The 26779-nt window shown below is 57.1% G+C and carries 23 protein-coding genes; 13 read left to right on the forward strand and 10 right to left on the reverse strand.

Annotated elements, in window-relative coordinates; all coding sequences use genetic code 11:
• Window positions 1-57: 57 nt before the first annotated feature.
• A complete protein-coding gene (locus HNQ64_RS06185; protein WP_184206536.1) occupies window positions 58-450 on the reverse strand; it encodes a hypothetical protein in 393 nt (130 codons plus the stop codon).
• A gap of 209 nt (window positions 451-659) precedes the next feature.
• On the opposite strand from HNQ64_RS06185, the gene argC reads away from it, so the two are divergent.
• The 3 genes from argC (at window position 660) to HNQ64_RS06200 (ending at window position 4659) form a co-directional block, all read left to right on the forward strand.
• A complete protein-coding gene (gene argC / locus HNQ64_RS06190) occupies window positions 660-1709 on the forward strand; it encodes an N-acetyl-gamma-glutamyl-phosphate reductase (protein ID WP_184206537.1) in 1050 nt (349 codons plus the stop codon).
• On the forward strand, window positions 1706-2995 hold the full coding sequence (argJ, locus tag HNQ64_RS06195; protein ID WP_184206540.1) for a bifunctional glutamate N-acetyltransferase/amino-acid acetyltransferase ArgJ: 1290 nt from the start codon (window positions 1706-1708) through the stop codon (window positions 2993-2995). Before argC ends, argJ begins: the two co-directional genes overlap by 4 nt.
• 1208 nt (window positions 2996-4203) lie before the next feature.
• Entirely contained in the window at window positions 4204-4659 is a 456-nt protein-coding gene (locus HNQ64_RS06200; RefSeq protein WP_184206542.1) for a transposase, read from the forward strand.
• Window positions 4660-5432: 773 nt separating this feature from the next.
• Here the strand turns inward: HNQ64_RS06200 and HNQ64_RS06205 are convergent.
• Both HNQ64_RS06205 and HNQ64_RS06210 read right to left on the reverse strand, forming a co-directional pair.
• A complete protein-coding gene (locus HNQ64_RS06205) occupies window positions 5433-6734 on the reverse strand; it encodes a DUF1501 domain-containing protein (protein WP_184206544.1) in 1302 nt (433 codons plus the stop codon).
• A gap of 33 nt (window positions 6735-6767) precedes the next feature.
• Complete coding sequence (locus HNQ64_RS06210; protein WP_184206546.1) at window positions 6768-8918, reverse strand: DUF1549 domain-containing protein; 2151 nt, start codon at window positions 8916-8918, stop codon at window positions 6768-6770.
• Window positions 8919-9348: 430 nt separating this feature from the next.
• On the opposite strand from HNQ64_RS06210, the gene HNQ64_RS06215 reads away from it, so the two are divergent.
• Entirely contained in the window at window positions 9349-10782 is a 1434-nt protein-coding gene (locus HNQ64_RS06215; RefSeq protein WP_221305357.1) for a sulfatase, read from the forward strand.
• Between the two features lie 104 nt (window positions 10783-10886).
• Entirely contained in the window at window positions 10887-13604 is a 2718-nt protein-coding gene (locus HNQ64_RS06220; RefSeq protein ID WP_184206548.1) for a PQQ-dependent sugar dehydrogenase, read from the forward strand.
• A gap of 5 nt (window positions 13605-13609) precedes the next feature.
• Here HNQ64_RS06220 and HNQ64_RS06225 read toward each other — a convergent pair whose 3' ends face one another.
• From HNQ64_RS06225 to HNQ64_RS06255, 7 genes are all read right to left on the reverse strand, one after another.
• On the reverse strand, window positions 13610-14266 hold the full coding sequence (locus HNQ64_RS06225) for a response regulator (RefSeq protein WP_184206550.1): 657 nt from the start codon (window positions 14264-14266) through the stop codon (window positions 13610-13612).
• A 68-nt stretch (window positions 14267-14334) separates the two neighbouring features.
• Complete coding sequence (locus tag HNQ64_RS06230) at window positions 14335-16968, reverse strand: sensor histidine kinase (protein ID WP_184206552.1); 2634 nt, start codon at window positions 16966-16968, stop codon at window positions 14335-14337.
• Between the two features lie 18 nt (window positions 16969-16986).
• Window positions 16987-17571, reverse strand: a complete 585-nt coding sequence (gene kdpC, locus HNQ64_RS06235; protein WP_184206554.1) for a K(+)-transporting ATPase subunit C — start codon at window positions 17569-17571, stop codon at window positions 16987-16989.
• 13 nt (window positions 17572-17584) lie between these two features.
• The gene (gene kdpB, locus HNQ64_RS06240; RefSeq protein WP_184206556.1) at window positions 17585-19594 is read right to left on the reverse strand and encodes a potassium-transporting ATPase subunit KdpB; all 2010 of its coding nucleotides are present in this window, start codon (window positions 19592-19594) and stop codon (window positions 17585-17587) included.
• A 22-nt stretch (window positions 19595-19616) separates the two neighbouring features.
• Window positions 19617-21329, reverse strand: coding sequence for a potassium-transporting ATPase subunit KdpA (gene kdpA / locus HNQ64_RS06245; protein ID WP_184206558.1), 1713 nt, complete (start codon window positions 21327-21329; stop codon window positions 19617-19619).
• 12 nt (window positions 21330-21341) lie between these two features.
• Entirely contained in the window at window positions 21342-21425 is an 84-nt protein-coding gene (gene kdpF, locus HNQ64_RS24455) for a K(+)-transporting ATPase subunit F (RefSeq protein ID WP_184207248.1), read from the reverse strand.
• 12 nt (window positions 21426-21437) lie between these two features.
• The gene (locus tag HNQ64_RS06255; RefSeq protein ID WP_184206560.1) at window positions 21438-21590 is read right to left on the reverse strand and encodes a hypothetical protein; all 153 of its coding nucleotides are present in this window, start codon (window positions 21588-21590) and stop codon (window positions 21438-21440) included.
• A gap of 107 nt (window positions 21591-21697) precedes the next feature.
• Between HNQ64_RS06255 and HNQ64_RS06260 the strand changes: the two genes are divergently transcribed.
• The 8 genes from HNQ64_RS06260 to HNQ64_RS06295 all read left to right on the forward strand — a co-directional run bounded on the left by HNQ64_RS06260 (window position 21698) and on the right by HNQ64_RS06295 (window position 26739).
• The gene (locus tag HNQ64_RS06260) at window positions 21698-22372 is read left to right on the forward strand and encodes a TetR/AcrR family transcriptional regulator (RefSeq protein WP_184206562.1); all 675 of its coding nucleotides are present in this window, start codon (window positions 21698-21700) and stop codon (window positions 22370-22372) included.
• 63 nt (window positions 22373-22435) lie between these two features.
• Complete coding sequence (locus tag HNQ64_RS06265) at window positions 22436-22843, forward strand: YciI family protein (RefSeq protein ID WP_184206564.1); 408 nt, start codon at window positions 22436-22438, stop codon at window positions 22841-22843.
• A gap of 10 nt (window positions 22844-22853) precedes the next feature.
• On the forward strand, window positions 22854-24146 hold the full coding sequence (locus HNQ64_RS06270; RefSeq protein ID WP_184206566.1) for an RNA polymerase sigma factor: 1293 nt from the start codon (window positions 22854-22856) through the stop codon (window positions 24144-24146).
• A 41-nt stretch (window positions 24147-24187) separates the two neighbouring features.
• The gene (locus HNQ64_RS06275; RefSeq protein ID WP_184206568.1) at window positions 24188-24727 is read left to right on the forward strand and encodes an SRPBCC family protein; all 540 of its coding nucleotides are present in this window, start codon (window positions 24188-24190) and stop codon (window positions 24725-24727) included.
• 82 nt (window positions 24728-24809) lie between these two features.
• Window positions 24810-25247 carry a VOC family protein gene (locus HNQ64_RS06280; RefSeq protein ID WP_184206570.1) on the forward strand — a complete coding sequence of 146 codons (438 nt, stop codon included), beginning with the start codon at window positions 24810-24812 and terminating at the stop codon, window positions 25245-25247.
• Window positions 25248-25470: 223 nt separating this feature from the next.
• Entirely contained in the window at window positions 25471-25881 is a 411-nt protein-coding gene (locus HNQ64_RS06285) for a VOC family protein (RefSeq protein ID WP_184206573.1), read from the forward strand.
• Window positions 25882-25921: 40 nt separating this feature from the next.
• Complete coding sequence (locus HNQ64_RS06290) at window positions 25922-26326, forward strand: hypothetical protein (RefSeq protein WP_184206575.1); 405 nt, start codon at window positions 25922-25924, stop codon at window positions 26324-26326.
• A 44-nt stretch (window positions 26327-26370) separates the two neighbouring features.
• On the forward strand, window positions 26371-26739 hold the full coding sequence (locus tag HNQ64_RS06295; protein WP_184206577.1) for a DUF1428 domain-containing protein: 369 nt from the start codon (window positions 26371-26373) through the stop codon (window positions 26737-26739).
• Window positions 26740-26779: the final 40 nt, after the last annotated feature.

Raw genomic sequence — 26779 nt, forward strand, 5'->3', positions numbered from 1 at the left:
AAGAGAGCCAGCCTCCCGCGATCTGCGAAAGACTGGCTCCTGGTTTCCGGGGGGGATTTATGCCTTCAACAGTCCGGCAAAGGCACGGCGGCCAGCGAAGAGCAGGTAGGCGGAAAGAGCGGTGATGAGCAGCACCGGAGGTTCAAACAGACCCGCGCCCTTGGTCAGGAAGACATGGAAGGCCAGAATGTTCACCACGATGGGGCCGAGGATGAGCAGGCCAAGGTTGCGCGTTTTCGGCAAGGCCACGAGAAGACCTCCCGTGATCTCCAGCACCTTCACAAAGGCAAGGTAACCTGTGGGGAAGAGTGCGGCCATGAAGAGCTTATGTGGAGCATCCGGAGGGGAGGGATCCGCTGGCATGGGGATGAAGTTGAAGAAGAAGTTCAGGCCAAAGGTGACAAACAGAAGGCCTAGGAGGGCCCCGGCGGCGGTAGGTGCGTGTTTCATAGCGGTGAGGTTTTGAGTTATAGGTTGCTTGGATTCGTGTCGTTGTTGACGCTCCATCTCTCGCGGTGGCCCCTGCATCTCTCCAATGCAGCCTCCTTAGTCTCAGCATGACAGCGGGGCATAGCGGCGGAGTTTTGTGGCTCATCGTCACACACAACTTAAATCAGGTCTTGCGAGACGGGCGCAGGGGCGCATACTTCGCCCTCCCGATGTTAGACAAAGTCAAAGTTGCCGTCCTTGGTGCGAGTGGTTATTCAGGCATTGAACTGCTGAAGCTGCTGCTGCGCCATCCTCATGCCGAGCTGGTCGCGGTTACCTCCCGCACGCTCGCGGGTAAAACGCTTTCGGCTGAGTTCCCCCGCTTCCGCCAAGTGGGCGTGGCGGATACGCTGACTTTCACGAATCCCGATGTCGCCACGCTGAAGGAAAGTGGTGCCCAGATCGCCTTTCTTGCCCTGCCTCATGGAGTCTCCGTGGAGTATGCCAAACCGCTACTGGAAGCGGGCATCAAGGTCATTGACCTGAGTGCTGATTTCCGTCTGCGCAGTGCGGAGGTTTATAAAGAATTTTATGCTCATGAACATCCCGCACCTGAGCTGCTGGATGAGGCGGTGTATGCCCTGCCTGAAGTGCGTGCGGAAGAGATCCAAAAGGCCCGTCTCATCGCCTGCCCGGGCTGCTACCCGACGAGCATCTTGCTGCCGCTGATCCCCCTGTTGAAGGCTGGGCTATTGGCGGAAGATCCGCTGGCCGTTTCCAGCATGAGCGGGGCCAGTGGGGCGGGGCGGAATGCCAGTATCCCGCTGCTGTTTTGTGAGATCCAAAACAGCCTGCGCAGCTACAGCGTGCCACAGCATCGCCATTTGAGCGAAGTGGGGCAGGAGCTGGAGATCGCGGCGGGACGTCCGGTGAGGTTGTCCTTTGTGCCGCACCTGGTGCCTGTCTTTGCAGGCATCTGCACCACCATTTTTGCCACGCCGAAACCGGGTGTGACGATTGAGCAAGTGGAGGCTGTGTTGAAAGAAGCCTATGCGGGCCAGACCTTCATCCGGCTACTGGGCAAAAACCAGAGCCCGGATACCAAGCATGTGATGGGGACGAACTTTGTGGACATCGGCTGGGCCATGGACACACGGGCGGGCCGCCTGATTTTGATGAGTGCCGAGGATAACATCGGCAAAGGCGCCTCCAGCCAGGCGGTGCAGAACATGAACCTTGTGTGTGGCTTTGACCCTGCTGCAGGACTTTTGAGTGTATGAGTGACGATTTCTTTGATCCCTTCCGCGAGGTGCGGGTGCCATTTACAATCATTGACGGTGGGGTGACGGCTGCGCGCGGATTCCGTGCGGGAGCCATCTCCTGCGGGATCAAAAATCCAGAGGCAACCCGACTGGACCTGATGCTGCTGGCCTCCGATGGGCCTACGGTGACGGATGCGGTCTTCACCACGAATAAAGTTCGTGCGGCCTGCGTGCGTGTCTCCCAGCAGCACATCAAGGACAGCGACGTGCGTGCCATCATTGCCAACAGTGGCAATGCCAATGCCTGCACTGGACCTCAGGGTATCCAGGATGCGAAGGCCATGTGCAAAGCTACGGCCGAGGCACTGGGCATCCGCATGCGTCAGGTGCAGGTGTGTTCCACCGGCATCATCGGCATGAACATGCCCATCCAGCGCATCACGCCCCGGGTGAAAGAACTGGCAGAAAAACTCACGCCCACAGGGTCTGATGATGCTTCACGCGCCATCATGACCAGCGATACGAAGCCGAAGAGTTACTCCATCGAAGTGCCCTGCGGGGACGGCAGTTTCCGCATTGGTGGTATTGCCAAAGGTGCGGGCATGATCTGCCCGAACATGGCGACCATGCTGTGCTTCATCACGACCGATGCGAAGATCTCTCCTGATGAACTGAAGCGGGCGATGCGCAGCGCGGTGGATCAGTCGTTCAACTGCATCACCATTGATGGCGATACGAGCACGAACGATACCGTCATTGTGATGAGCAATGGCATGGCCGAGTGCCCACCGATCAAGAAAGGCAGTGACGAGGCGAAGATCTTTCGCTGTGCGCTGCACAAAGTGATGCTGGAACTGGCGAAGATGATCGTGAGCGATGGGGAACGCGTGACAAAGTTTGTCGAGATCCGTGTGCGCAATGCCCGCACCCATGCCGATGCCAAGAAGGCGGCAGAAGCGGTGGCGAAGTCCATGCTGGTGAAGTGCTCCTGGCACGGCAGCGACCCGAACTGGGGACGCGTGATCCATGCCGTAGGGTATTCTGGAGCGCGTCTGAGGGAGGAGCTCATTGATATCTACTTCGGCGGCCTCATTGCCTGCAAAGGTGGCCTAACCACGAATACGCCCGTGAGTGAATTGGAGAAAGTGGTGAAGGAACCGCGTTTTTCGGTGACGATTGATCTCAATCAAGGCACGGCCAATCACATCGTTTACACGAGTGATCTGTCTGAGGAGTATGTGGACTTTAACAGCAGTGAGTACTCAGCGGCGATTCATGCGAAGCGCCAAAAGGGTCTTGCGTGAGGTTAGGGGCCGCGAGGGACATTCGATGACGGACGCAACCCCGTTGGGGTTGGTGCGGGCGAGGTGTGGATTATTCGTGCCCCAGGGTTGTTCCAACCCTGGGCTCAATGACGCAAGCCCTTTGGGCTTGGGGGGGAGGTTGGCCGTGATGAGCTGCCGTGCGGGGTGGCGGCGGTCCGAGAAGGATCCTCGATGGCGGATGCAACCCGTTGTTGTGAAAGGATGCCGGATGTGAGTAATGGCGGTTTTGCCGTCAGGTCCATGAAGCCCAAAGGGCTTTTGTCTTTCAGCCCAGGGTTGGAACAACCCTGGGGTAGGTGGATGAGATGAAAAGATGAATGGTGAACCTCAAAGAGGTTTCGTCCTGGGAGGGGCCACGGCAGATATTCGATGGAGGACGCAACCCCGTTGGGGTTGGTCGTGGGATGAGGATGTGGCGTGTTCTGCCCCAGGGTTCTTCGAACCCTGGGCTAACGACGTAAGCCCTTTGGGCTTAGGGACAAATTGCCGCGACGGGGCAATTGAGGAGGTTGTTCGATCACCGCGTTAATCCATCCTTGGGCTAGGGAAATAAGGTGAGACTTAGAGGTGGGGCTTTTTGGCCACCAGGTTTTGGAAGCCCAAAGGGCTTTTGTCTTTCAGCCTAGGGTTGGAACAACCTTGGGGTAGGCGGATGACACGAACAGGTGAGGGGGGGAACCTCAACGAGGTTCTGTCCGGGGGTGGGGCAGATCTTCGGCGATGGACGCAACCCCGTTGGGGTTGATCGCGGAGGCGGCGAGATGGCGTCTTGTGCCCCAGGGTTGTTCCAACCCTGACCTCAACTTAGGTTCATCAAGCCCAAAGGGCTTTTGTCTTTCAGCCCAGGGTTCGCAGAACCCTGGGGTCGGTGGACGACATGAATAGGTTCAGGGTGAACCTCAACGAGGTTCTGTCCAGGATTGGGGCCGCGGCAGATATTCGACGGAGGACGCAACCCCGTTGGAGTTGGGTGTGGTGCGGGCGAGGTGTCGGGTTATTCGTGACTCAGGGTTCTTCGAACCCTGGGCTCATTCCATAAGCCCTTTGGGCTTGGGGAGCAGACATTGGCGCCGGCGAAAGGTGTTTTCGCCATCCGGTGAGGCTCATTTTTTGCGCTTGTGGCAGCACCGATGAGATCGTGAAAGTTAGACTTGAGCGTTTTGACCGTCCCCTTCAATCTTTTGGTTATGCCTCAATCGTTAGCGCGAGTTGTCATTCACACTGTTTTTTCGACGCAGGGTCGTGAGCCTGTTTTTCAGAATACGGCCTTTCGGGATGAGCTGCATGCGTATCTGGGCGGGTGTGCTAAAACGCTCGATTGTCTGCCTCTTCAGATAGGTGGGGTTGAAGATCATGTGCATCTGCTCACGACGTTGTCGCGGACGATCACCATCGCTGATTTTGTCAAAGAGGTGAAACGTGTTTCAACAGCCTGGATTCAAACACGAGGCGGTTTGTTCCGGAAGTTTCATTGGCAGGCGGGTTACGGATGTTTTTCCGTTTCGGAATCTAAGGTGCCAGCGGTGATCCAGTACATTCTAGGGCAGGCAGAACATCATCGGCAGCACACATTCCAGGAGGAGTTACGCAGCATTTTGTCGGCACACGGGCAGGCTTGGGATGAGCGGTATGTGTGGGATTGAAAGGGGCGCGAGGGACATTCGGCGACGGACGCAACCCCGTTGGGGTTGGTCGTGGGGGGCGAGATGTCGGGTTATTCGTGACCCAGGGTTGTGCGAACCCTGGGCTCAACTTCGTAAGCCCGTTGGGCTTGGGGAAAATAACCGCGATGGGGCAATGTATGAGGTTCTTTGGTCGCCGAGTGAATCTATCCTTGGGCTGGGGAAAGGAGATGAGAGATGGACGATGGTGGGGGCTGCCTGGTTCATCAAAGCCCAAAGGGCTTGTGTCTTTCAGCCCAGGGTTGGAACAACCCTGGGATTGGCGGACGACATGAAAAGGTGAAGGGAGAACCTCAACGAGGTTTCGTCCGAGGTTGGGGCCAGGACAGATCTTCGGCGATGGACGCAACCCCGTGGGGTTGATCGCGGAGGCGGAGGTGCGGCGTGTTGTACCGCAGGGTTCTTCGAACCCTGGGCTCAACTCCGTAAGCCCTTTGGGCTTGGAGGAAAGGGGCGAATCGTGGGTGACGACGGAGGTTTTTGGCCGTCATGTTCATCAAAGCCCAAAGGGCTTGTGTCTTTCAGCCCAGGGTTGGAACAACCCTGGGGTAGGCGGATGACACGAACAAGTGAGGGGGGAACCTCAACGAGGTTCCGTCCAGGGGGGCAGGGCAGATCTTCGGCGGAGGAAGTAACCCCGTTGCGGTTGGGGGCGATGGGTTTTCAAGTTGTTCATGACCCAGGGTTCTGCTGGGCTCAATTCCATAAGCCCTTGGGGCTGCTTCCTGCCAGGCCTAACCAAAAAGAGCGGTGATGGGCTGGCCTTTGTCGGCAATGGTGAAGGGGCGCTTGGTGGGGGAGTAGAGCACTTGGTCCAGGGGCAGGCCGAGGGCGTAACCGATGGTGGCATTGAGATCAGGCGGGGAGACTTTGTTTTCGGTGACTTCGATGCCTTTGTCCGTTTTGCCATAGGTCTGGCCGCCCTGCACGCCGCCGCCCCAAAGGACGGAGCTGAAAGCTTTGGGGTAGTGGTCGCGACCGGCGTTTTGATTGATGTCAGGAGTGCGGCCAAATTCGCTGGTGAGGACGACGAGAGTGTCCTGGAGGAGGCCGCGACGCTCAAGGTCACCCAGGAGAGCACCGAGGGCTTTGTCCAATTCGGCGATCTTTTCCGGCAAGCGGGCGTGGAGGTCGTTATGCATGTCCCAGCCACCGCTTGTGACTTCGATGAAGCGCACTCCGTGCTCGACGAGACGGCGGGCGAGAAGGCAGCCTTGGCCAAAAGTGGACTCGCCGTATTCGCTTTGCAGTTCTGCGGATTCCTGGCTGAGATCGAAGGCGGTGAGGTCTGCGCTTTTCATGACGCGGACGGCGTCTTTATAGACGTCGCTGTAGGCGCGGACGGCGCTGTGAGAGTAGGTCTTTTCAAAACCGGCATTGAGCTTGGCTGACAGGCCGAGACGGTAGTCGAGATCCGACTCGTCGAGGCTGGCCATGCGCTTGCTGTGCTGGAGGCCGGTGCTGGGATTGTTCAGCAGCAAGGGCTGGAAGGAGGCCTCGAAGAAACCTCCACCTGGGTGTTTGCTATCATTGGAAATGACGACGGTGCCTGGCAGGTCTGGATTGCCCTTGCCCTGAAATTTTTGCAGCCAAGCGCCCATGGTGGGGTGGCGGGTGGCACCGCGCATGGTGTAGCCGGTGTGCTGATAGTAGTTCCCCTGTTCATGGGCACCCTGTGTGCTGGAGAGGCTATTGATGATGACGCCATGATGCATGTGTTTGGCCACGGTGGGCAGCCCTTCACCGATCTGGACGCCATCCGCACTGGTGGGGATGCATTTGGTATCGCCCATGGTGGCAGCCCCTGGGCTGACGCCGAAGGTATCGAGATGGGTCATGCCACCTGCCATGTAGAGGTAGATGACGTTTCTGGCGGTGGCCACTTGTCGGGCCTTAGAACTGCCCTCAAAGGCAACGGCCTGCGCCTGGCCGCGCATGAGCGGAGACATGACGGAGACGCCCAGGCAGGTCTTGGCGATGTTCATGACAAAGTCACGACGCGTAGGCTCATCGGCACGGAGAAAGGAAGAATTCATAACGAGAAAGGGCTAGGGGATGGAAGAAGTCTCTTACTGGATGAAGAGGAACTGGGAGCCGGTGATGAGGGCGTGGGTGATGTCTTCGATGGCCTGGTCACCACGTTCGTTGAGGACTTGGGAAAGGACTGCGCGCTCGTTGTTGGTGGGCAGGCGGCTCAGCAGGGCTTCGTAGAGGAAGGCGGCTTTTTGGTCGTTGCTCCCTGCTTTATTAAGCTGCTGGCTGAGCAACGAGATGGGGCTGGTGAGGCTTTCCACCACAGGACCATTCAGCAAAGTGAGGGCCTGGGGCACGGAGGCATCGTCACTGGCGTTATCAATGACCTCGCGGTCTGACTGGCCAAAGGTGCGCAGAAAGTGGCCGGGGCGGGCGGGGGAGGGGAGCTCGGAAGCGCGGGAGACCATGGTGTTGTTACCCGCGCTGCGCACGAGGTCCTTACGCTGCTCTTTAGTGAGGGTGGCCATGACGCTGCGGTCAAGGCGTGGACGTTTGTTTTCTTGTTTGTTAGGGCGATAGCCCTGAATGAGGGCCTCGGCTCGCTCTTCGCCGATGAGGTTGACGAGCAGTTCATTGCTGGATTCGCGGCGGAGTTTGTTCGCGGCATTGGCCAGGGCTTTAGCTTCGGCTGGGCTGGTGGTGCCTTTTTCAGCGATCTTAGCGCGCATGGCATCCAGTTCGCGGTCGTTTTCTTTTCGCTGTTCCATGCCTGCTTTGGCGGCGGCGATGATGCCTTCCGGGCCTTTTTCTTTCATCGTGGTGATGAACATGTTCAGGTCTCCCAGGTATTGATGGAGACGCTGGTTTTCATCGTCCACTTCGCCATCCACATTGCCTTTGGTGAGGGTGATCATGGAGTCCCAGACTTGCTCAGCACTCATGCGACGGAGGCTGGGCCCGGTGAAGTGATTGATCTCGCCCAAGGCCACTTCCTGGGTGCTGGCCATGCGCTGGTAGGTATCGGTATTGTAAAGCACACGCAGGAAAGATTTGAGCGAGTATTTTTTCTCGATCATGAGCTGCGTGAGGTACTCCATGAGGGCAGGGTTGCTGGCGACGGAGGAGTCGGTCATTTCATCGAGGGGCTCGATGAGGGCGTTGCCAAAGACATGTTTCCACATGCGGTTGGCGATGACGGTGGTGAAGCGTGGATTTTCTGGGGAAGTCATCCAGTCGGCAAAGGCCTGCACGGTGGTCTGGCCTTCTTTGGGTTTGGCCTCGTGGCCGAACATGGCGCGGGGTTCGATGGTGTCACCGGGCTTGGCATCGGTGTAGGCGTAGTCCGCTGGCAGTTTGGGTAGCTTGCCTTCATTCCAGGTGATGGCGGTGTAGCGCAGAGGTTTCATCACATCGCCCAGGGCTTTCCGCACCTGCTGCATGTCTTCTCGGCTGCTGGCGGTGGTTTGGCTGGCGGCAGCTTCTTTGCGCATTTTTGCCACCTCTTCAGGGTGGTCTTTCATGAACTGACGACGCTCTTTGTTAGACATCTTAGCCAGAGCCTCTGGGATCTGTCTGCCCTCGGGGCGTTTTGGCAGCTTGATTTCATTCACACCGCCGCCACGAGTGTCCATGCCGTAGGTAAAGGCGGCCATGCTGTAATAGTCTTTTTGGGACCATTTATCAAAGGGGTGGTTATGGCATTGGGCACAGACGATGCTGGTGCCCAGGAAGACCTGCACGGTGTAGGCGAGGTGGTCGAGCTTATTTTCATCGCGCTGGTAAAAGCCGATGCTGCCACTGTCCCAGGCACCGCCTTCGGTGGTGAGCAGCTTTTTCACAAACTGGTCGTAGGGGGTGTTGGCCTTCAGTTCTTTTTTCAGCCATTCTTCATAAGCCTCAGCGGTGATCTTCCCTTTGGTATTGTCGGTTAGGCGCAGCACATCGGCCCAGAAGTTAAACATGTGGCTGGTGTAGCCGTCGCTGGCCAGGAGCTTATCAATGAGCTTGGTGCGCTTCTGTGGATCCACCGACTTCATGAAGTCGCGAGTTTCTTCCACAGTGGGGATGCGGCCTGCGATGTCGAGATACAGACGACGAACGATGACTTCATCCGGTGCGGTGGCGTTCGGCTGCAGGTTGTGCTTTTGCCAATCGGCAGCGAGCAAGCTATCGATCTGAGTGGCTTCGGGCAGTGCTGCGCCGTGAGCGGCAGCGGCTACCAGCAGGAGAAGGACGATTTTTTTCATGGCGTGAAGGCAGGCTTCGGTCTGACGGCGGCTGAAACGTGAAGATTCGCAGTTTCTTTATTTTAATTTCAAAGCTTGTGAAAAGTTGCGCATCTTTTGGTTAGGGGACGTGCAAAGCCGATCCACTGAATCTGAAAGGTGACGTCTATTTAGGGCTCAAACGATTTTTGGAATGATTTACATGGTATGTACTATGCATTTACGGATAGATGAGGTATAAAGAAGACGAAATTATGAATATTACCCCCATCCCTTCCAAGACCACTTTCTCTGTGGCCACGGCTTTGCTTCTGGTATTGGTCGTGCTGATGCTCCTTGCGGGCGTGCTGCCGGCGCCGCGCTGAGGATTTACGGCAGTGCGTTTTCGACCTCGTGGAAGCAATGAAGAAAAGTGGGAAGATGGAGAGCGGCTGCCACGTTCCCAGCGCCCATGAAATTGATGTGTCTCCTCACGGTCCTGTTGGGTCTCTTTGCTCTGCAAGTTTCAGCGGCTGAAAAGCCGGATGTGCTCTTTATCGCCGTGGATGATCTCAATGACTGGGTCACGTATCTGGGTGGGCATCCCCAGACGAAGACGCCGAACATTGATCGCCTCGTCGCGCGCGGGATGGCCTTCAGCAATAGCCATTGCGCGGCCCCAGCGTGCAACCCTTCGCGCGCTGCGCTGATGAGTGGCCTGCGGCCCTGGCAGACGGGCATTTATACGAATGGAGATCCCGCTCAAGGGGTGATGAAGGACACGCTGACAATCAATCGCCACTTTCTGGCCCAGGGCTACAATACCCGGGGCGGTGGCAAGATTTACCACAATTTTAATGCCGAAGGTCGTGAAGATGGCTGGACGGAATGGGCGGGGCTTTTTCCCAGCATCAGCGATCATGAAGAAAACCTGAATGGACTGAAAAGCGGCCACTTTGACTGGGGGGCTGTGGAAGCAAAGCCGCAGGAGATGGGCGACTACAAGCTGACGGACTGGGCTGTGAATCACCTGAAGACAGCGCCTCTGGATCAGCCACTGTTTCTCGGGGTGGGCTATGTGAAACCGCACCTGCCGTGGTATGTGCCGCGTGAGTATTACGACCGTTTTCCATTGGAGGGCATCCAGCTTCCCGTGACAAAGGAGGATGACCTTGCCGACATACCTGCGGCCGGCGTGCAGATGGCCAAACCGCAGGGTGACCATGCGGCAGTGCTGAAAGGTGACCAGTGGAAAAAGGCGGTGCAGGCGTATCTGGCCACCATCTCGTTTTTGGATGATCAGGTGGGGCGCCTACTGGACGGGTTGGATGCGAGCCCGCGTAAGGATAAAACGATGATTGTCTGGTGGACAGATCACGGCTGGGCTCTCGGGGAGAAGCAGCATTGGCGCAAATTTGCCCTGTGGGAGGAAACCACGCGCACTTCCTGCGCCATCGTAGCCCCTGGCATCACGCAGCCTAACCTTGTTTGCAAAGCCCCTGTGGACTACATGAATATTTACCCCACGCTGTGTGAATTGACGGGGCTGCCCCTGCCTGCACATGTCAAAGGTGCCAGCCTGATGCCGCTGCTGAAAGATCCTACCGTAGCGTGGGATCAGGTGGCCATCTGCACGCATGGTCGTGGTAATCATGGCGTGCGTGATGCCCGCTGGCGCTACATCCGCTATGCGGACGGGAGCGAGGAACTCTATGATCACACTCAAGACCCGAACGAGTGGACCAACTTGGCCCAAGATAAGGGACTGGCAGAAGTAAAGGCCAAGCTGGCGGCTGCCCTGCCCGCAGCAGATGAAGAAGTACCCTCTACTTCTGGCCGCCAAAGCAACGGCAGTTCCAAAGGGAAGGGGAAGAAAAAAGCGAAAGGCAAAGCCCAAGAGGAGTGAGGGTTGAGACCTGGAGATAGGGCCGGGGGCTGGGGGCGGGACGATCTTTTCTTTACATAAGATAGGTCGTCCGATTAATGTCCTTCCAAAGTCCCCCCCCGGCTATGCGCTTTTCTCTGGTTCTAACTTTCCTGCGACTGCTTTGCCTATTGGTCCTAACCCAGGTGCCTCTGCATGGGCAGATCGTCCGGCAGGCAAACACGTCCCTATATCTACCTGCCACGACACCGCCTGAGACTTCAGGACCGCTGACTTATGCGATCGTTTCTGCGTTTCCTGGCGTGACCTTTAATGCCCCGATGGGTAGCACATACCCAACGGGGGAGACGAGCCGTGTGTACGTCAATGAGCGTGAGGGAAAGATCTGGATCATCCATGGGGTAGGTGGTAGCTCCCCAACAAAAAGTTTGTTCATGGATCTGGCGGCGCATCTCCAGTCTCAAAACCGGCCACTGGCGACTGACAATGAAAACGGGCTGCTGGCCATGGCCTTTCATCCTGACTATCAGCAAAACGGCTGGTTTTATCTGTTCTACAGCATCCGGACGAACAATCAGCTCCATCAGAGGCTGGCACGATTCACCGCCACAGGCACAGCGGGAAATTTCCGTGCAGCTACAAGCGCGAGTGCGGCCACTGAGTCTCCTTTGCTGACTCTGTATGACCGGATCGGGAATCACAACGGCGGGGACCTCGGCTTTGGTGGTGACGGATATCTTTACCTTTCGTTAGGCGATGAGGGCGGCGGTGATGATGAGTATAATAATGCGCGCTTCATTGATAAAAATTTCTGGGGCCAAATGCTGCGCCTAGACGTGAATAATCTCGCAACAAACCAGGGGCCTTCCGTGCTGGCTCAGACGGCCTCCACCAGTTTTCCCTCGGCCATTCATCCGGGGACCTATAAGGTGCCTGCGGACAATCCATTCATTGGCCGCACTACCTGGCACGGACGGAGTGTGAATCCAGCCAATGTAAAAAGGGAAATTTATGCTACAGGCTTTCGGAATCCCTTTCGGTTTAATTTTGATCCTACGACGGGTCGGCTCTTTCTCGGGGACGTGGGGCAGAATACCAAGGAAGAGGTGGATCTAGTGGTGAAAGGTGGCGACTACGGCTGGAGCTGGCGGGAAGGGGACGTGGCCTTCAATGGTGCCCCCAAATTCCCCAACGATGCAACGGGTTCCACGACCCCGCCTTCAGGGGCGAATTTTTCTCCCGTTTCCCCGATCATCAGCTATCCAAGAACGAGTGCCCAAAACCCCAATATGTTTGGGGCCTCCGTCTGTGCAGGGATTGTCTATCGTGGGACTCTGTTACCAGAACTGCGGGGTATGTTTTGGGTGGCTGACATCTATTCCGGCCGCATTCGGGCCTACCAGGAAACGACGCCTGGAGTGTGGACGGGACAGGGGCTTCCTTCGAAGTCTGGCATCGTGGATTTTGGTATCAACCCGAGTACTGAAGAGCCACTCCTTTGCTGCCTGAACGATGGCCTTTTTTACAAGATTGTTAGGGGGACGGCGTCCTCAGCGCCAATGAAGCTCTCGGAGGTAGGAGTGTTTCGAGACATGTCCACCCTGGCTACTTTTCCAGGCTTTGTGCGCTACCGCCCCAATGTGAGCTTCTGGAGTGACGGAGCCATCAAAGAGCGCTGGTTTGCCATCAAGGAGACGACTCCAAAGATCGGGTACAGCGAGACGGGTAATTGGACCTTTCCCACCGGGACGGTGTGGGTGAAGCATTTTGAAATCCCTGTCAATGGATTCAGAAGACGGCTGGAAACTCGTCTGCTAGTGAAGACTGCCGACGGTGTGTATGGGCTCACTTATAAATGGACTTCAGACACAGAAGCCTATCTGGTCCCTGCGGCAGGTGAAACCAGTCTTGTTCCTTTTGGGAGTAGCCAGTACTGGCGCTACCCCTCACGCAGTGAATGCCTGAGCTGCCACACGGCTGCGGCAGGTTATGCCCTGGGTTTTAATACGGCACAGATCAATGGGCCGTATCCTTTCGCTGGCACCAACATGAAGCAGTTAGATCTATTGAACGCGGCTGGATATCTTTCAGGAATGGCGGAGTCCATACAGCCGCATTTACCGGCACTGAGCACGGCGCCCACTCAGTCACTGGAGTGGCGGGCGCGATCTTATCTGGCGGTGAACTGTGCCCCCTGCCACCAGCCTGGCGGAGGCGCGCAGGGAAACTGGGATGCACGCTATGTCACGCCCACGGAGCTTAGCCAGATCATTCAGGGCAGTCTGATCAATCAAGGGGCAGATCCTGATAGTCGTGTCATCGTACCGGGTGATACGGAACATTCGATGCTTCTGAAACGGATGCAGGGTGAGGCCCAAGGGTTGTCTCGCATGCCTCCGGTGGGATCGCTCATGCGTGATGTTGATGGGGAGAACTTGATTGCAAGCTGGATCCAGGAACTGAGTGGCTACCAAACTTTGCAACAATGGTTGGATGATCATTTTGGCGCTGCCGCAGGGCCCAATGCAGCCCCTGCTGCGGATGCCGATGGCGACGGCCTGAGCAATCAGGAGGAATACGCTCTGGGAACCAATCCCCAAAGTGCCGCCAGTCGCTGGAAGTACGATGCCATCACCAAGGCCAATGGGAGGGTGACGGTGAATTTTACCCAGCCAGCAAACCGCATGGCTTTGGTGGAGATCAGTCACGATCTTATCACCTGGCGGATGTTAACCGCTGTGGACAATGAGTATTTGTACCCGGCTGCTCCCGTAAACCGAAGTTTCTATTTTCCCCTGACGGAAAAGAAGCGATTTTTTCGCGTGCGTTTGCGTCAGCCTTAAGTTTCCTAACCAAGAATGCGGTAGCCGATACCGGGTTCGTTGCGAATTTCGATGCTGCTGCCGACTTTGCTGCGCAAGTGATTCACATGCACGCGCAGGGCGGCGGTTTGTTCTACGTTCGTGCCGGGCCATACGGCTTTGAGGAGCTGCTGCTGGGTGATGATTTTACCGGGATGCCGGGCCAGGGCCTTCAGGAGAGCGTACTCGGTGGGGGTGAGTTTCAGCTCCTGGCCTGCGAGCGTGACGGCATGATCCACAAGGCTGATGTGCAGGAGGCCGAGAGTGACCTCGGCCACCTCTGTGCTGCGCTGCCGCCGAGTGATGGCAGAGAGACGGGCCATGAGCTCAGCGGTGCCAAAAGGTTTGGTCACGTAGTCATCTGCGCCGTTTTCCAAGGCGGCGACTTTGGTACTTTCTTGATCGCGCACGCTGAGGATCAGCACGGGGACATCGCTCCATTCACGCAGGCGTTTTAGCACATCCAGACCGTCCATGTCAGGCAGGCCCAGATCCAGCAAGATGACATCTGGTTTGTGAAAGGCAGCCTCTTGCAGGCCTAACTGCCCAGCCTCAGCCTCGCGCACGGTGTAGCCGCGTGATTCCAGAGCCAGTCGCAGCAGGCGACGGATCTGGGGTTCATCATCAATGATCAGGCTGGTCATGCAGGGACGGTGACTCGGTGGAAGAAACACACGTCAGCGAGCGGCGCGGTTCTGGCAAAGACAACCGCTCAAAAAACATGTTTCATTTCGAGGGCCACCTCGGCCCCGCCATCGGGGTGGTTACGGGCGCTGATCTCGCCTCCTTGAGCGCGCACGAAACCACGGGCAATGGCTAAACCTAGGCCTGTCCCCCCTGCTGGACTGCCTGGGGCGCGATAAAATTTCTCAAATACCCGCAGCACACTTTCACCTGCGAAGCCTGGGCCATGATCCCGAATAATGAGATAAAAGCGATCTCCCTGTAAGGTAACACGGATTTCAATGGCGGTGCCCGCAGGCGTGTAAGTGGTGGCATTATGCAGGATATTGGCCACAGCTTGTGCCGTGAGGCTATGATCCAGCCTAACGAGAGGCATGGTGTCTGGAATGAAGACGCTGAGTGGATGGGCGGTAACGGCGGGTCCTGCGGCAGTGCGGGCAGCCTGGATGACATCGCGGATGTCACACCAATCGAGGTGCGGCTGCATCACGGCAGATTCAATGCGAGTCATGTGCAGGAGATGATCCACCACGCGCTGGAGGCGTGTGGTAGCCGTGGCGATTTCTCCTGTGTAAAGGTTGGTGGCCGTTGGTTGTTCACTCAGACCTTCCAGGCTGGCTTTGATGATGGCGAGGGGAGTTTTGAGCTCATGGGAAACGCTGTCCAGCAGGGTTTGGCGTAGCTTTTCAGATTGCTCCAGCACCTCGGCTCGGCTGGCAGCCTGGATGAAATGCTCTTTCTCCAAAACCAGAGCGAGCTGCAGGGCCAGCGCCTCAATGGTCTGCCGGGTGGTGAAATCCAGTCTCGCTTCCCGCTCCAGTCGGATGCCCAGCACGCCCATGGTGGAGGTGGCAGTTTGCAGAGGGAACCAGGTGGCGTCCGATTCGGGCAGGGTATCGGTGAAACGACCGGCTGCTTGTTTGTGATCAAAGCTCCAAGCCACCACGCCCCACTCCTTGGAGTTAGGCTGAAAGCTGCTGGAGGTATGAGCCGCTGGACTGAGGGTGTGGTCACTTTGCCGCAGCACCAGGGAGACGCTAGACTGCAAGAGATCCGTGATCACACGCAGAGCTTCGTGCAGGCCTTTGTCAGGCTCGGCGGCCAGGGCGGCGCTTTGAGTGACGCGCAATAAAGCCGCCGTCTGGCGCTGGCGGCGGCGCTCGGCGGCCTCACGCTGGCGCAGACGTGTGGTGAGGTGGCCCATGCTGAGAGCCACCAGAAAGAACATGCCAAACATGAGCATGTCCTCAGGCTGATCAATGTGCAGGGTAAACTGCGGTGGAATGAAAAAGTAGTTCCACGCGAGGGCACTGACGGAGGCCATGGCCAGTACGGGGCCTCGGCTGAAACGCATGCCTGCGGCCATGACGCCGAGCAACAAAACGAGCGCGACAAAGGTGTAGCCGGTGATCGGCAAAAGGGCCCAACACAGGCTCGTCAGCACGAACGTGAGCGCCACTGCCCAGCTATATTCGGCGACTTGAGAGATGGGGATGCTAGAGGGAAGTGTCGTGGTGGCCGTGAGCTGCCGCCCAGCTACGGGGCGCACCACACAGACATCAATGTCACCACTTTCGGCGATGAGGCGATCTGCCAGCGAGCTGCCCCAGGTGCGTTTGTCAGGCTTGCCCACGACGATCTGGGAGACATTGCGTTCGCTGGCCAGTTGCAGCAGGGCCTCCGCCACATCATCCCCCGTGAGGGTGACCACCTCAGCCCCGAGGCGTCGCGCCAGCCCCAGGGCGCGTGTCAGCACTTCTTGTTCGGCAGGGCTGAGTGGGGCGGATCTTTCTACCCAGGCGACGATCCAGGATCCGTCCAGTCTTGCGGCGGCGCGGCGCGTCCAGCGGATGAGGCTTTCCGCATAAGGACTGGGACCGATGCCGACGAGGAGACGCGCATGGGTCTTCCAGGCACTGGTCACACGCCGTGCACGGCGGATGTCCTCCAGGTCACGATCTACCCGTTCGGCGGTGAAGCGGAGGGCGAGTTCTCGCAGGGCGGTGAGGGTGCCTTCTTTGAAGAAATTGGAGACGGCATGTTCAGCCCGTTCACCCATGTACACCTTGCCCTCAGCCATGCGCTCCAGCAGCTTTTCAGCACTGAGGTCAATGAGCTGGATCTCATGGGCACGATCAAGAAGAGAGTCAGGTACCTTTTCCTGGATGGCCACGCCACTGATCTGCTGGACGATGTCCACCTGACTCTCGATGTGCTGGACATTGAGGGTGGTGTACACATCCAGCCCGGCATCCATCAGTTCCAGAACATCTTGGTAACGTTTGGCATGGCGTGAGCCGGGTGCATTTGTGTGCGCTAGTTCATCCACCAGCACAAGTTGAGGGCGCAATCGCAGCACCTCATCCACATCAAATTCCTCTAAAGTATAGCCACGATGGTCTAACAATTTCCGTGGTAAAATGTGCAGGCCCTCTAGCAAGGCGGAGGTCTCATGGCGGCCATGTGTTTCTACCACGCCCACGAGAACCTCCACACCCTCCTTGGCACGCTGCCTGGCCGCCTGTAGCATGGCGTAGGTTTTACCCACACCAGGGCACATGCCCAGGAAGATGTGCAGCCGCCCAGGCTGTGCCAGCGAGTGCTCCTTTTGCATCTGCGCGAGCAGGGCATCGGGGTTGGGGCGTGGAGGTTCCGGGTGCATGGCGTATCTTGAGACGAATTATTTGACGGCGTCGAGTGCCAGATTCAGCAAGACCACATTCACCCGCGCCTCACCTAGAAGGCCAAAGGTGGGTGCGCTGGTGTGGGCGGTGATGAGGTTCTCGACCTGTGGCAAAGGCAGGTTTCTCGCCTTGGCCACACGGGTGGCCTGGAGAGCGGCATTTTTGACACTGATGTGTGGGTCCAAACCGGAGCCGGAGGCGGTGACGGCATCGGCAGGCACTTCGGCATCGGCGGCCAGACCATTCAGAGTGCGGTAGGCGGTGAGACGTTCCTGGATCTGATCCCGCAATTTTTGAGAGGTGGGGCCGAGGTTGCTACCGCTGGAACTGGCGCCGTCGTAACCGCTGCCCGCCGCGCTCGGGCGTGTGTGAAAGTAGCGCTCTGAGGAGAAGTTTTGCCCCAGCAGGCTGGAGCCACGCACCTTGCCATCGGCACCGATGATGAGGCTGCCCTTGGCCTGATCTTTAAAGGCCGCCTGTGCCATGGCGGTGACGAGCAGGGGGTAAACTCCGCAGGTGATGCCTGCCAGCACGAAGGTGGCGATAATGGCGGGGCGGATTTCTTGGAGAAGCAGTTTCATAAGAGGTGGTGGATTAGAGATTGATGATCAGGTCAATGATCTTGATGCCGATGAAGGGGACGATGAGGCCTCCGAGGCCATAGATGAGGAGGTTTCGCCGCAGCACCGCCACTGCGCCCATGGCCCGGTAAGGCACGCCTTTCAGTGCCAGTGGGATCAGAGCCACGATGATGAGGGCATTGAAGATGACGGCGCTGAGGATGGCGCTCTGGGGACTGACGAGGCCCATGATATTCAGCGGAGCCACTTCTGGAAAAGTCGCCATGATCATGGCGGGGATGATGGCGAAGTACTTTGCCACGTCATTGGAGATGCTAAAAGTGGTTAGACTGCCTCGCGTCATGAGCAGTTGTTTGCCGATTTCGACGATCTCAATGAGCTTTGTGGGGTTGCTGTCCAGGTCCACCATGTTACCCGCTTCACGGGCGGCCTGGGTGCCTGTGTTCATGGCCACGCCCACGTCGGCCTGGGCTAGGGCAGGGGCGTCATTGGTGCCGTCGCCAGTCATGGCCACCAGATGGCCAGCGGCCTGCTCATCGCGGATGCGTTTTAGTTTATCTTCCGGCGTGGCCTGGGCCATGAAGTCATCCACGCCTGCTTCTGCGGCGATGGCAGCGGCAGTCATGGGATTGTCTCCGGTGATCATGATGGTGCGGATGCCCATTTTGCGGAGCTGTGCGAAACGTTCTTTGATGCCGCCTTTGACCACGTCCTTGAGCTCGACAATGCCGAGCACTTGATGGCCTTCGCAAACGACAAGAGGCGTCCGCCCAGCGCGTGAGGCGGCTTCCACGGCCTTGGTTACCTCAACGGGGTAGGTGCCACCTTGGTTGATGACATGGGCTTTGATGGAATCTGCTGCACCTTTGCGGATGCTGCGTCCATCCAAGTCCACGCCGCTCATGCGAGTCTGGGCGGTGAATGGGACGAAGGTGGCGTGCGGTGCGGCGAGTTCGCGACCGCGAATGTTAAACTTCTCTTTGGCCAGGACCACGATGCTGCGGCCTTCGGGCGTTTCATCGGCCAAGGAAGCGAGCTGGGCGGCATCGGCCAGTTGCTGCTCGGTGACACCGGGTGCAGGGCGGAAGTCTGAGGCCATGCGGTTGCCGATGGTGATGGTGCCAGTCTTGTCCAGCAGCAGTACGTCAATATCGCCCGCAGCCTCCACGGCACGCCCACTGGTGGCCATGACATTGCGGCGGATGAGGCGATCAATGCCGCTGATGCCGATGGCGCTGAGCAGGCCTCCGATGGTGGTGGGGATCAAGCAGACCAGCAGGGCGATGAGCACTGGGATGGAAAAATTTGCCCCGGCATAAATCCCGAACGGCATGAGCGTGATGCACACCAGCAGGAAGATCAGCGTCATGGCTGAAAGCAGAATAGTGAGAGCGATTTCATTGGGCGTTTTTTGACGCTGTGCGCCTTCCACCATGGAGATCATGCGATCTAGGAAGGTCTGGCCTTTTTCGGAAGTGATGCGGATGATGATGCGGTCACTGATGACCCGTGTGCCACCTGTGACGGCGCTACGGTCGCCCCCGCTTTCGCGGATGACGGGCGCGGACTCACCTGTGATAGCGGCCTCATCCACGCTGGCGATGCCCTGGATCACTTCGCCATCGGCAGGGATGACATCGCCGGCTTCACAGACGACGAGTTCGCCTTTCTCCAAAGCGGCCGCGGGCACCAGTTTTTCCTCGTTGCCGATGAGGCGGCGGGCCATGGTGTCTTTGCGGGCACGGCGCAGGCTGTCCGCCTGGGCTTTGCCACGCCCTTCGGCGACGGCTTCGGCGAAGTTGGCAAACAAGACGGTGAACCACAGCCAGACACTGAGCTGGATGATGAAGGCGCGATCTTCGCCAGCCGTAAAGATGCTGAAGGTGGTGAGCAGCGCACCGATGAGCGTCACGAACATGACGGGATTTTTCACCATCAGGCGTGGGTCGAGTTTTTTGAACGACTCGCCGAGGGCGGGGACGACAATGGAGGCGTCAAAAAGGGAACTGGGTGTGTGTGACATAAGAGTCGAGGTGAAAGGTTGATTAGAACAAGCGGCCCTGGAGCGTGAGGAAGTGCTCGACAACGGGCCCTAAGGCGAGGGCAGGGAGGAAATTCAGCGCACCGACGAGGAGGACGGTGCCGATAAGCAGCAGGGTGAAGGTGGCCCCATGGGCGGGGAAGGTGCCTGCGGTGGGCGGTGCGGCCTGCTTTTGCACCAAAGATCCTGCCAGGGCCATGATGGGCACGATCATGAGAAAGCGACCGATGAGCATGGCGAAGCCTAACGTGGTATTGTACCAGGGGGTGTTGGCCGTCAGGCCAGCGAAGGCGCTGCCGTTGTTCGCCGTGGCGGAAGAGTAGGCATACAACATCTCGCTAAAGCCATGAGGCCCTGCATTGTTCAGACCTGCCAGCCCCCAGGCGCTGACGCTTGCCCAGGCGGTGAAACCAAGGATGCTGAGCGTGAGAATGAGCAGGGTAAGCATGGCCAGCTTGACCTCCTTCGCCTGGATCTTTTTGCCGAGGTATTCCGGCGTGCGGCCCACCATGAGCCCGGCGATGAAGACGGCAAGGATGACAAAGACGAGCATGCCATAAAGACCGGCCCCGACCCCACCGATGACCACCTCGCCCAGCTCCATCATGAATAGGGGCACAAAACCCCCGAGGGCAGTGAAAGAGTCGTGCATGGAATTCACTGCGCCACAGGAGGCGGCGGTGGTGACGGTAGCGAAGAGGGCGGAATTGAAGATGCCAAAGCGCACTTCTTTGCCCTCCATGTTACCATCTGTTGTGGCGACACCAAGCTGCTGATGGATGGGGTTGCCTACGGCTTCAGCATGGGCGCAAACCAGCACCCCGCCGACAAACAGGATGATCATGGCTGCCCAGACGGCCCAGCCGTGGGCCTGATTCTTCACCATGCGTCCTAAATAATACGTTAGGCCGCTGCCGATGGCGAAGATGGAAAGCATCTGCACGAGATTGGAAAGAGGGGTGGGGTTTTCAAAAGGGTGAGCGGCGTTCGCATTCACAAAACCGCCGCCATTGGTGCCCAGCATCTTGATGGCGACCTGGGAGGCCATGGGGCCTTGGGCGATGAGTTGTTCTGTCCCTTCCAGTGTGGTGGCCTGCGTGTAGGAATCGAAGTTCTGAATCATGCCCTGGGAAACTAGGAAGAGAGCGAAAGCAGCGCACAGGGGCAGCAGTAGGTAATAGGTGACACGGACAAGGTCGGCCCAGAAATTGCCCAAGGTCTTCGCGGAACTGCGGGCAATCCCACGCACCAAAGCAGCGGCAATGCCGATGCCGGTGGCGGCCGAGACGAAGTTATGAAACGTCAGGCCCACCATCTGGCTGAAGTAGGAGAGGGTGGCCTCGCCGCCATAGCTCTGCCAGTTGGTGTTGGTGGTGAAACTGACGGCGGTGTTAAAAGCCAGGTGTGGGCTGAGAGCGGGCAGGCCCTGGGGATTCCATGGCAGCAGGTGCTGGCAGCGCAGGATGAGGTAGGTGAAAACGATGCCGACAAGGCTGAAGGCGAGCATGGAAAGCGTGTACTGCTTCCAATTTTGCTCGCGCTGAGGATCGGTGCCCAGGCTGCGATAGGTGAGTTTTTCGATGGGTTTCAGGATGGGGTCCAGCCAGGTGCGGCCCTGGGCATCCAGCACCTGCATGAGGTAGAGGCCCATGGGCTTGGTGATGAGGGCGAGGAGACCCAGAAATAGGGCGAGTTGCAGCCAGTCGTTCGTGTGCATGGTCGTGAGGGATTAGAATTTTTCGGGGCGCAGCATGGCTACCAGCAGGTAGGCCAGCAGAGCCGTGGCGATGAGTGCGATGAAGAAGGTTTCCATGGCGGGGAGGAATTAGAGGCTTTCGATGACGCGGGCGTAGAAGACACAGAGGACGATGATGGCGACGGAGAGGCCGAGGTAGAGGAGGTCAATCATGGGCAGAGAGCTTGCGGCTCGGGGATAAGATTCCCGTGTTTGCCGTTCTGCGTAGTTAAGGGCTGGCAAAAAGGTGTTAAGAAGATGTTAACACCGAGAAAAGCGGGACTCTGAAAGGCAGAGAAATTAGTCCTTGTGTTTTTGCGATGCTTTTAGTTACATACTAAACAGTATGTATGGCTCAATCCCTTAAGCACATCCGCAATCCTGCAGAGACCCGCCAAAGGCTGGTGGGGGCGACTTTGGGCCTGATGCTGCGCCAAGGCTATGCGGCGACGACGGTGGACCAGATCTGTGCAGAGGCGGGGCTGACGAAGGGCAGCTTTTTCCACTACTTTGCCAACAAAGAGGCCATCGCCCGTGCGGCCCTGGATGCGTTTGCGCAAATGGGCACGGATTTATACACCCCCGCCTGGTCTGAGCCTGGGGTGGATCCGTTGGAGCAACTGCATCGGCTGCTGGACATCATGGTCAGCTTCAATCAACGGCCTGATGAACTCTGCGTGTGCATGGTGGGGATGATGTCCCAGGAGCTTTCCCAAGTGAACGCGGAGATGCGGACCGCCTGCGATGGGCACCTGCAAGACTGGGAAGCACGCGTGACCCACATGCTGACGGAGGCAAAAAAAATCCATCGAGTGCGGCGTGCCTTTGAGCCAGCGCAGGTGGCGCATTTTCTTAACAGTCTCTGGCAGGGCTCCATGCTGGTGGGTAAGACGCGTCAGAGCCCCGAGCTGGTGATCCAGAACATCGAACTGGCGCGAGATTTTGTGGATTCATTGTTTGAATCTCCCTCGCCGCGTCTGGGGATTTGGAAGGGTAGAATAAAAAAACAAAAAAGTCTGTCTTGATGTCCTGAACCGCCCCGGCTGTTCGTCATGCCTTTGAATACCATCCATTAAACCCTAAATTGTATGAGCCTCTCGTCTTCTGATTCCACTGAATACATGGTCTTGTTTCGTGCCACAGGCTGGCAGCAGGACCTTTCACCTGAAGAAATGCAACAGGTCATGGCCCGCACCATGGCATGGTTTGAGCGTCTCCAGCAGCAGGGGAAGATGAAAGGGGCACAGCCGCTGTTTGAAGAAGGAAAAGTGATCTCTGGGAGAAAAGTGCGTCAGGTGGCGGATGGGCCTTTTGCGGAATCCAAAGAAACCATCGGCGGGTATCTGATGCTGAATGTGAAGACGATGGAGGAGGCGGTGAGCATCGCCCAGGAGTGGCCCATGCTGGACTGTGGCGCGACGGCGGAAGTGCGGCCTGTGGCTCCGGAGTGCCCCAGCTTCAATCGAGTGAAGGAAGAACAAATGGCGGCTGCCTAACATTAAGTTTATGTCTGATTTAGCCTCCAGTGCCGAGTCCGGTATCAGTCACTTGGCAGACCATCTTTTCCGTCATGAATCGGGAAAGCTGGTTTCCATCCTGACGGGTATCTTTGGCATCCATCGTCTGCAGATGGCGGAAGATGTGGTGCAGGAGGCACTGGCACGGGCGCTGCAAACGTGGCCCTTTTATGGCGTTCCGGCGAACCCTGCTGCTTGGTTGATGCAGACGGCGAAGAACCTTGCCCTCGATCTCATCCGCCGGGAATCCAGCTTTCAGCAAAAGCAGCCGCAAATTGTCCATTTCATCGAGCATCGGCTGGCGGAGACGGAGACGGGAGCGGAGCCGCGTTTTGACAGTGAGATTAAGGATGATCGTCTCCGATTGATGTTTGCGTGCTGTCATCCACAGCTCCCGCAAGAGGCGCAGACGGCGCTGGCTTTGAAAGTGATGTGTGGTTTCAGCCCGCTGGAAATTGCTCGTGCCTTTCTCACTTCGGAGGCTGCGATTGCTAAAAGACTGACACGCGCGCGGCAGAAGCTGCAGGAGGAAGCGGTGGCTTTTGAAATCCCTTCTGGGGTCGAGTTGCCCGTTCGATTGGAGGTGGTGTTACAGATTTTATACCTGCTGTTTAATGAAGGCTACAAAGCCTCCAGTGGGCTGCGATTGATCCGCGAAGATCTGTGTCATGAGGCTATCCGCCTGACCTCTTTGTTGGCTGCGCATCCTGCTGGGAATCAGCCGCGCACGCATGCTTTGCTGGCGCTCATGCTGCTGAATGGTGCGCGTTTCGCCGCGAGGCTGGATGCGGGGGGCAATATCCTGCGACTGGAGGAGCAGGACCGCCGGCGTTGGGATAAGGGCATGATTCAGCGGGGGATTTTTCATCTGGGATTGTCCACACAGGGAGACCAGGCCAGCGAGTATCATCTTCAGGCGGGCATTGCGGCCTGCCATTCCTTGGCTCCAGATGCGGCCTCCACGGATTGGCCGCAGATCCTTCGGCTCTACGATCATCTCCTTCAAATGAATGACTCCCCCATCATCGCTCTAAATCGCGCGGTGGCGCTGGCCAAGGTGCAGGGGCCTGCCCAAGGTCTAGCGGCTGTGGAGGCCATCTTGGACCGCCAACCTCTGGACTCCTACCATCTTTTCCATGCTGTGATGGGAGAACTGGAGGCCCAGCAGCAGCATTACCAGTCAGCGGCAGCGCATCTGCGGGCAGCTTTAAAACTCACCGAGATGGCTTCCGAACAGAGCTTGCTGAGCAAACGGCTGCAAGAAATCGAGGAATCTGACTGAACCCCATTTCACACGAACCCAACCTAACTAAAAGATAAACTATGTTCGCTAAAATTCTCATCGGCCTTGCCGTTCTACTCACTGGTCTTGCCGTCGTCATTTCCATGCGCCCAGATGATTTTCGGGTGTCCCGTTCTGCCACGATGCAGGCCACACCCCAGGCTATTTTTGAGCAGGTGAATGATCTGCGCAAAGGCCAGGCCTGGTCTCCCTGGGTCAAGCTGGATCCTTCTTGCAAATACACCTTTGAGGGGCCTGCGACAGGTGTGGGTTCCTCCGTGAAATGGTCGGGCAACAATGACGTGGGTGAAGGCAAGCAAACCATTGTCGAAAGTCGCCCCGGAGAACGAGTGGGAATGAAGCTGGAATTCGTCCGCCCCTTTGCAGGCACGAACGATGTGGAGTTCACTTTTAAACCTGAAGGGCCGGGCACACTGGTCACATGGACCATGTCTGGCAAAAACAACTTCATGAGCAAGGCCGTGGGGCTAGTGATGGACTGCGACAAGATGTGCGGAGACTTCTTCGTGGAGGGGTTGGCCAGCTTGAAAAGCATCGTTGAAGTCACGCCGAAGGCCTAAACACGGACTGATTTAGATGTGTGCTGAATCAGTTCATCCAATTCCCATTCTAAGTATCCTACCCATTTAATTCTCTCAATTTATGAAAACATCTCTTGTTCAACCTTATCTCTTTTTTGGCGGTCGCTGTGAGGAAGCTCTTGAGTTTTATCGCACGGCCATCGGCGCTCAAGTGGGCATGGTGATGCGCTTCAGCGAAAGCCCTGAGCCGCCGCCGCCGGACATGCTGGCCCCTGGTTTTGCAGATAAAGTGATGCATGCCTCCTTCACCGTTGGTGAGACGGTTTTGATGGCCTCCGATGGCTGTGGCGGCGCAGAATCTTTTGCCGGTTTTTCATTGTCTTTGAGTGTAGGGACGGTGGAGGAGGCTGAAGCGAAATTTGCAGCGTTGGCAGAGGGAGGGGAAGTGACCATGCCTCTGGGGAAGACTTTTTGGTCCCCTTGCTTTGGCATGCTGAAAGATCAATTCGGGATGGGGTGGATGGTTACGCTTTTTGAAGAGGCAGCTCCCAATCCCTAGAAGTTGAAGGTGACGAAAATGCGACTGGAGAAACGGCGTGATGGATGACTGGAGGTGCCGCCTAAAAGACGCCGGAGCCCAAGGAAAGCTTAGCTGCCTGATTCTGCGGGCGAATTTTCTCAAAAAGCACACTGGCTGTCTTTAGGGCGGCCGTTCGTTCGTCATCTCTTTGAACAGCCATTCAATCCTCCTGCCACGAATCCTTCCAGAACTCACTGCTCGCATGACTAACAAAATGATCTTCGTCAATATCGCCGTCAAAGATCTGCCCAAATCCAGGGCGTTTTTTGTCGCCTTAGGCTACAGTTTCAATGAGCAGTTCTGCGATGACAACGCTGCCTATTTGGTGATTGGAGAGAGCATTTTTGCGATGCTGCTGACCGAGCCGAAGTTCCAGAGCTTTACACCTAAACCCCTTGTGGATGCAAAACAGAGCACGGAGGTGTTAATCGCCCTATCCTGTGAAAGCCGTGATGAGGTGGATGCGCAAGTGGCCAAGGCCGTCGCAGCGGGTGGCTCCACCTACAATGACCCGCAGGACCATGGCTTCATGTATAGCTACGGTTTCCAGGATCTCGACGGCCATATCTGGGAGGTGTTTTGGATGGATCGTTCTACCACCGTGCAATCCTGAAATGACACGAACTTTTCACGCCTGAACTCAATCTTCTTTTATGAAATACATACCCTCCATCGTTAGCGCCCTTTTGGGCTTCCTATTCATTTTCGCATCTGTGATGGTGCTGTTTAATTTGGCCCAGCCTAAGCCGGAAGACATGCCGCCGGAAGGTTCGCCTGCCGCACTTTTCATGGCAGCTATCGGGCCCTCTGGCATGCTGACACTGGTGAAAGTGTGTGAGCTAGTGGGCGGTCTGCTGCTCATCATTCCGCGCACGCGCAATCTTGGCCTGCTTTTCCTAGGGCCGATCATTGTCAATATCCTGGCCTATCATGCATTGATTGCCAGAGATCTGACCAGCAGTGGCGGCACCATCGGTATGCTGGCCTTCATCAGCTTAGCTCCTCTTTACCTCCTATGGGTGGAGCGCCGGGCGTGGATGGGACTTCTCCACCGCTAAATCTTTTCTCACTTTGGTTAAAACCACAAACCCAGCCTAACAATATGTCACACTACATTGATGGATTCGTCCTGCCCATCGCGGCAGATAAAATTCCCGAGTATCAAAGCATCGCCGAAAAGGTGAGTAAGATCTGGATGGATCATGGAGCTCTCGACTACCGCGAATGCGTGGCCGAAGACACGGACGCCAAAGACATGGTTTCTTTTCCCACCCTCGCAGGAACTAAGGACGGAGAGACCGTGGTCTTTGCCTACATCGTTTATGAATCGCGAGAACACCGTGATGAGGTGAATGCCAAAGTCATGGCCGATCCACGCATGCATGAATTTTGCCCAGATCATGGAGGCACTCCCCCTTTTGACTACAGACGCATGGCCTACGGGGGTTTTAAGACCATCGTGAGCGTTTGATCCTGCCTGCTAAGGCCACGAAGGGTGCAGAGAAATCTGC

The organism is Prosthecobacter dejongeii (assembly GCF_014203045.1).
GTDB lineage: Bacteria > Verrucomicrobiota > Verrucomicrobiia > Verrucomicrobiales > Verrucomicrobiaceae > Prosthecobacter > Prosthecobacter dejongeii.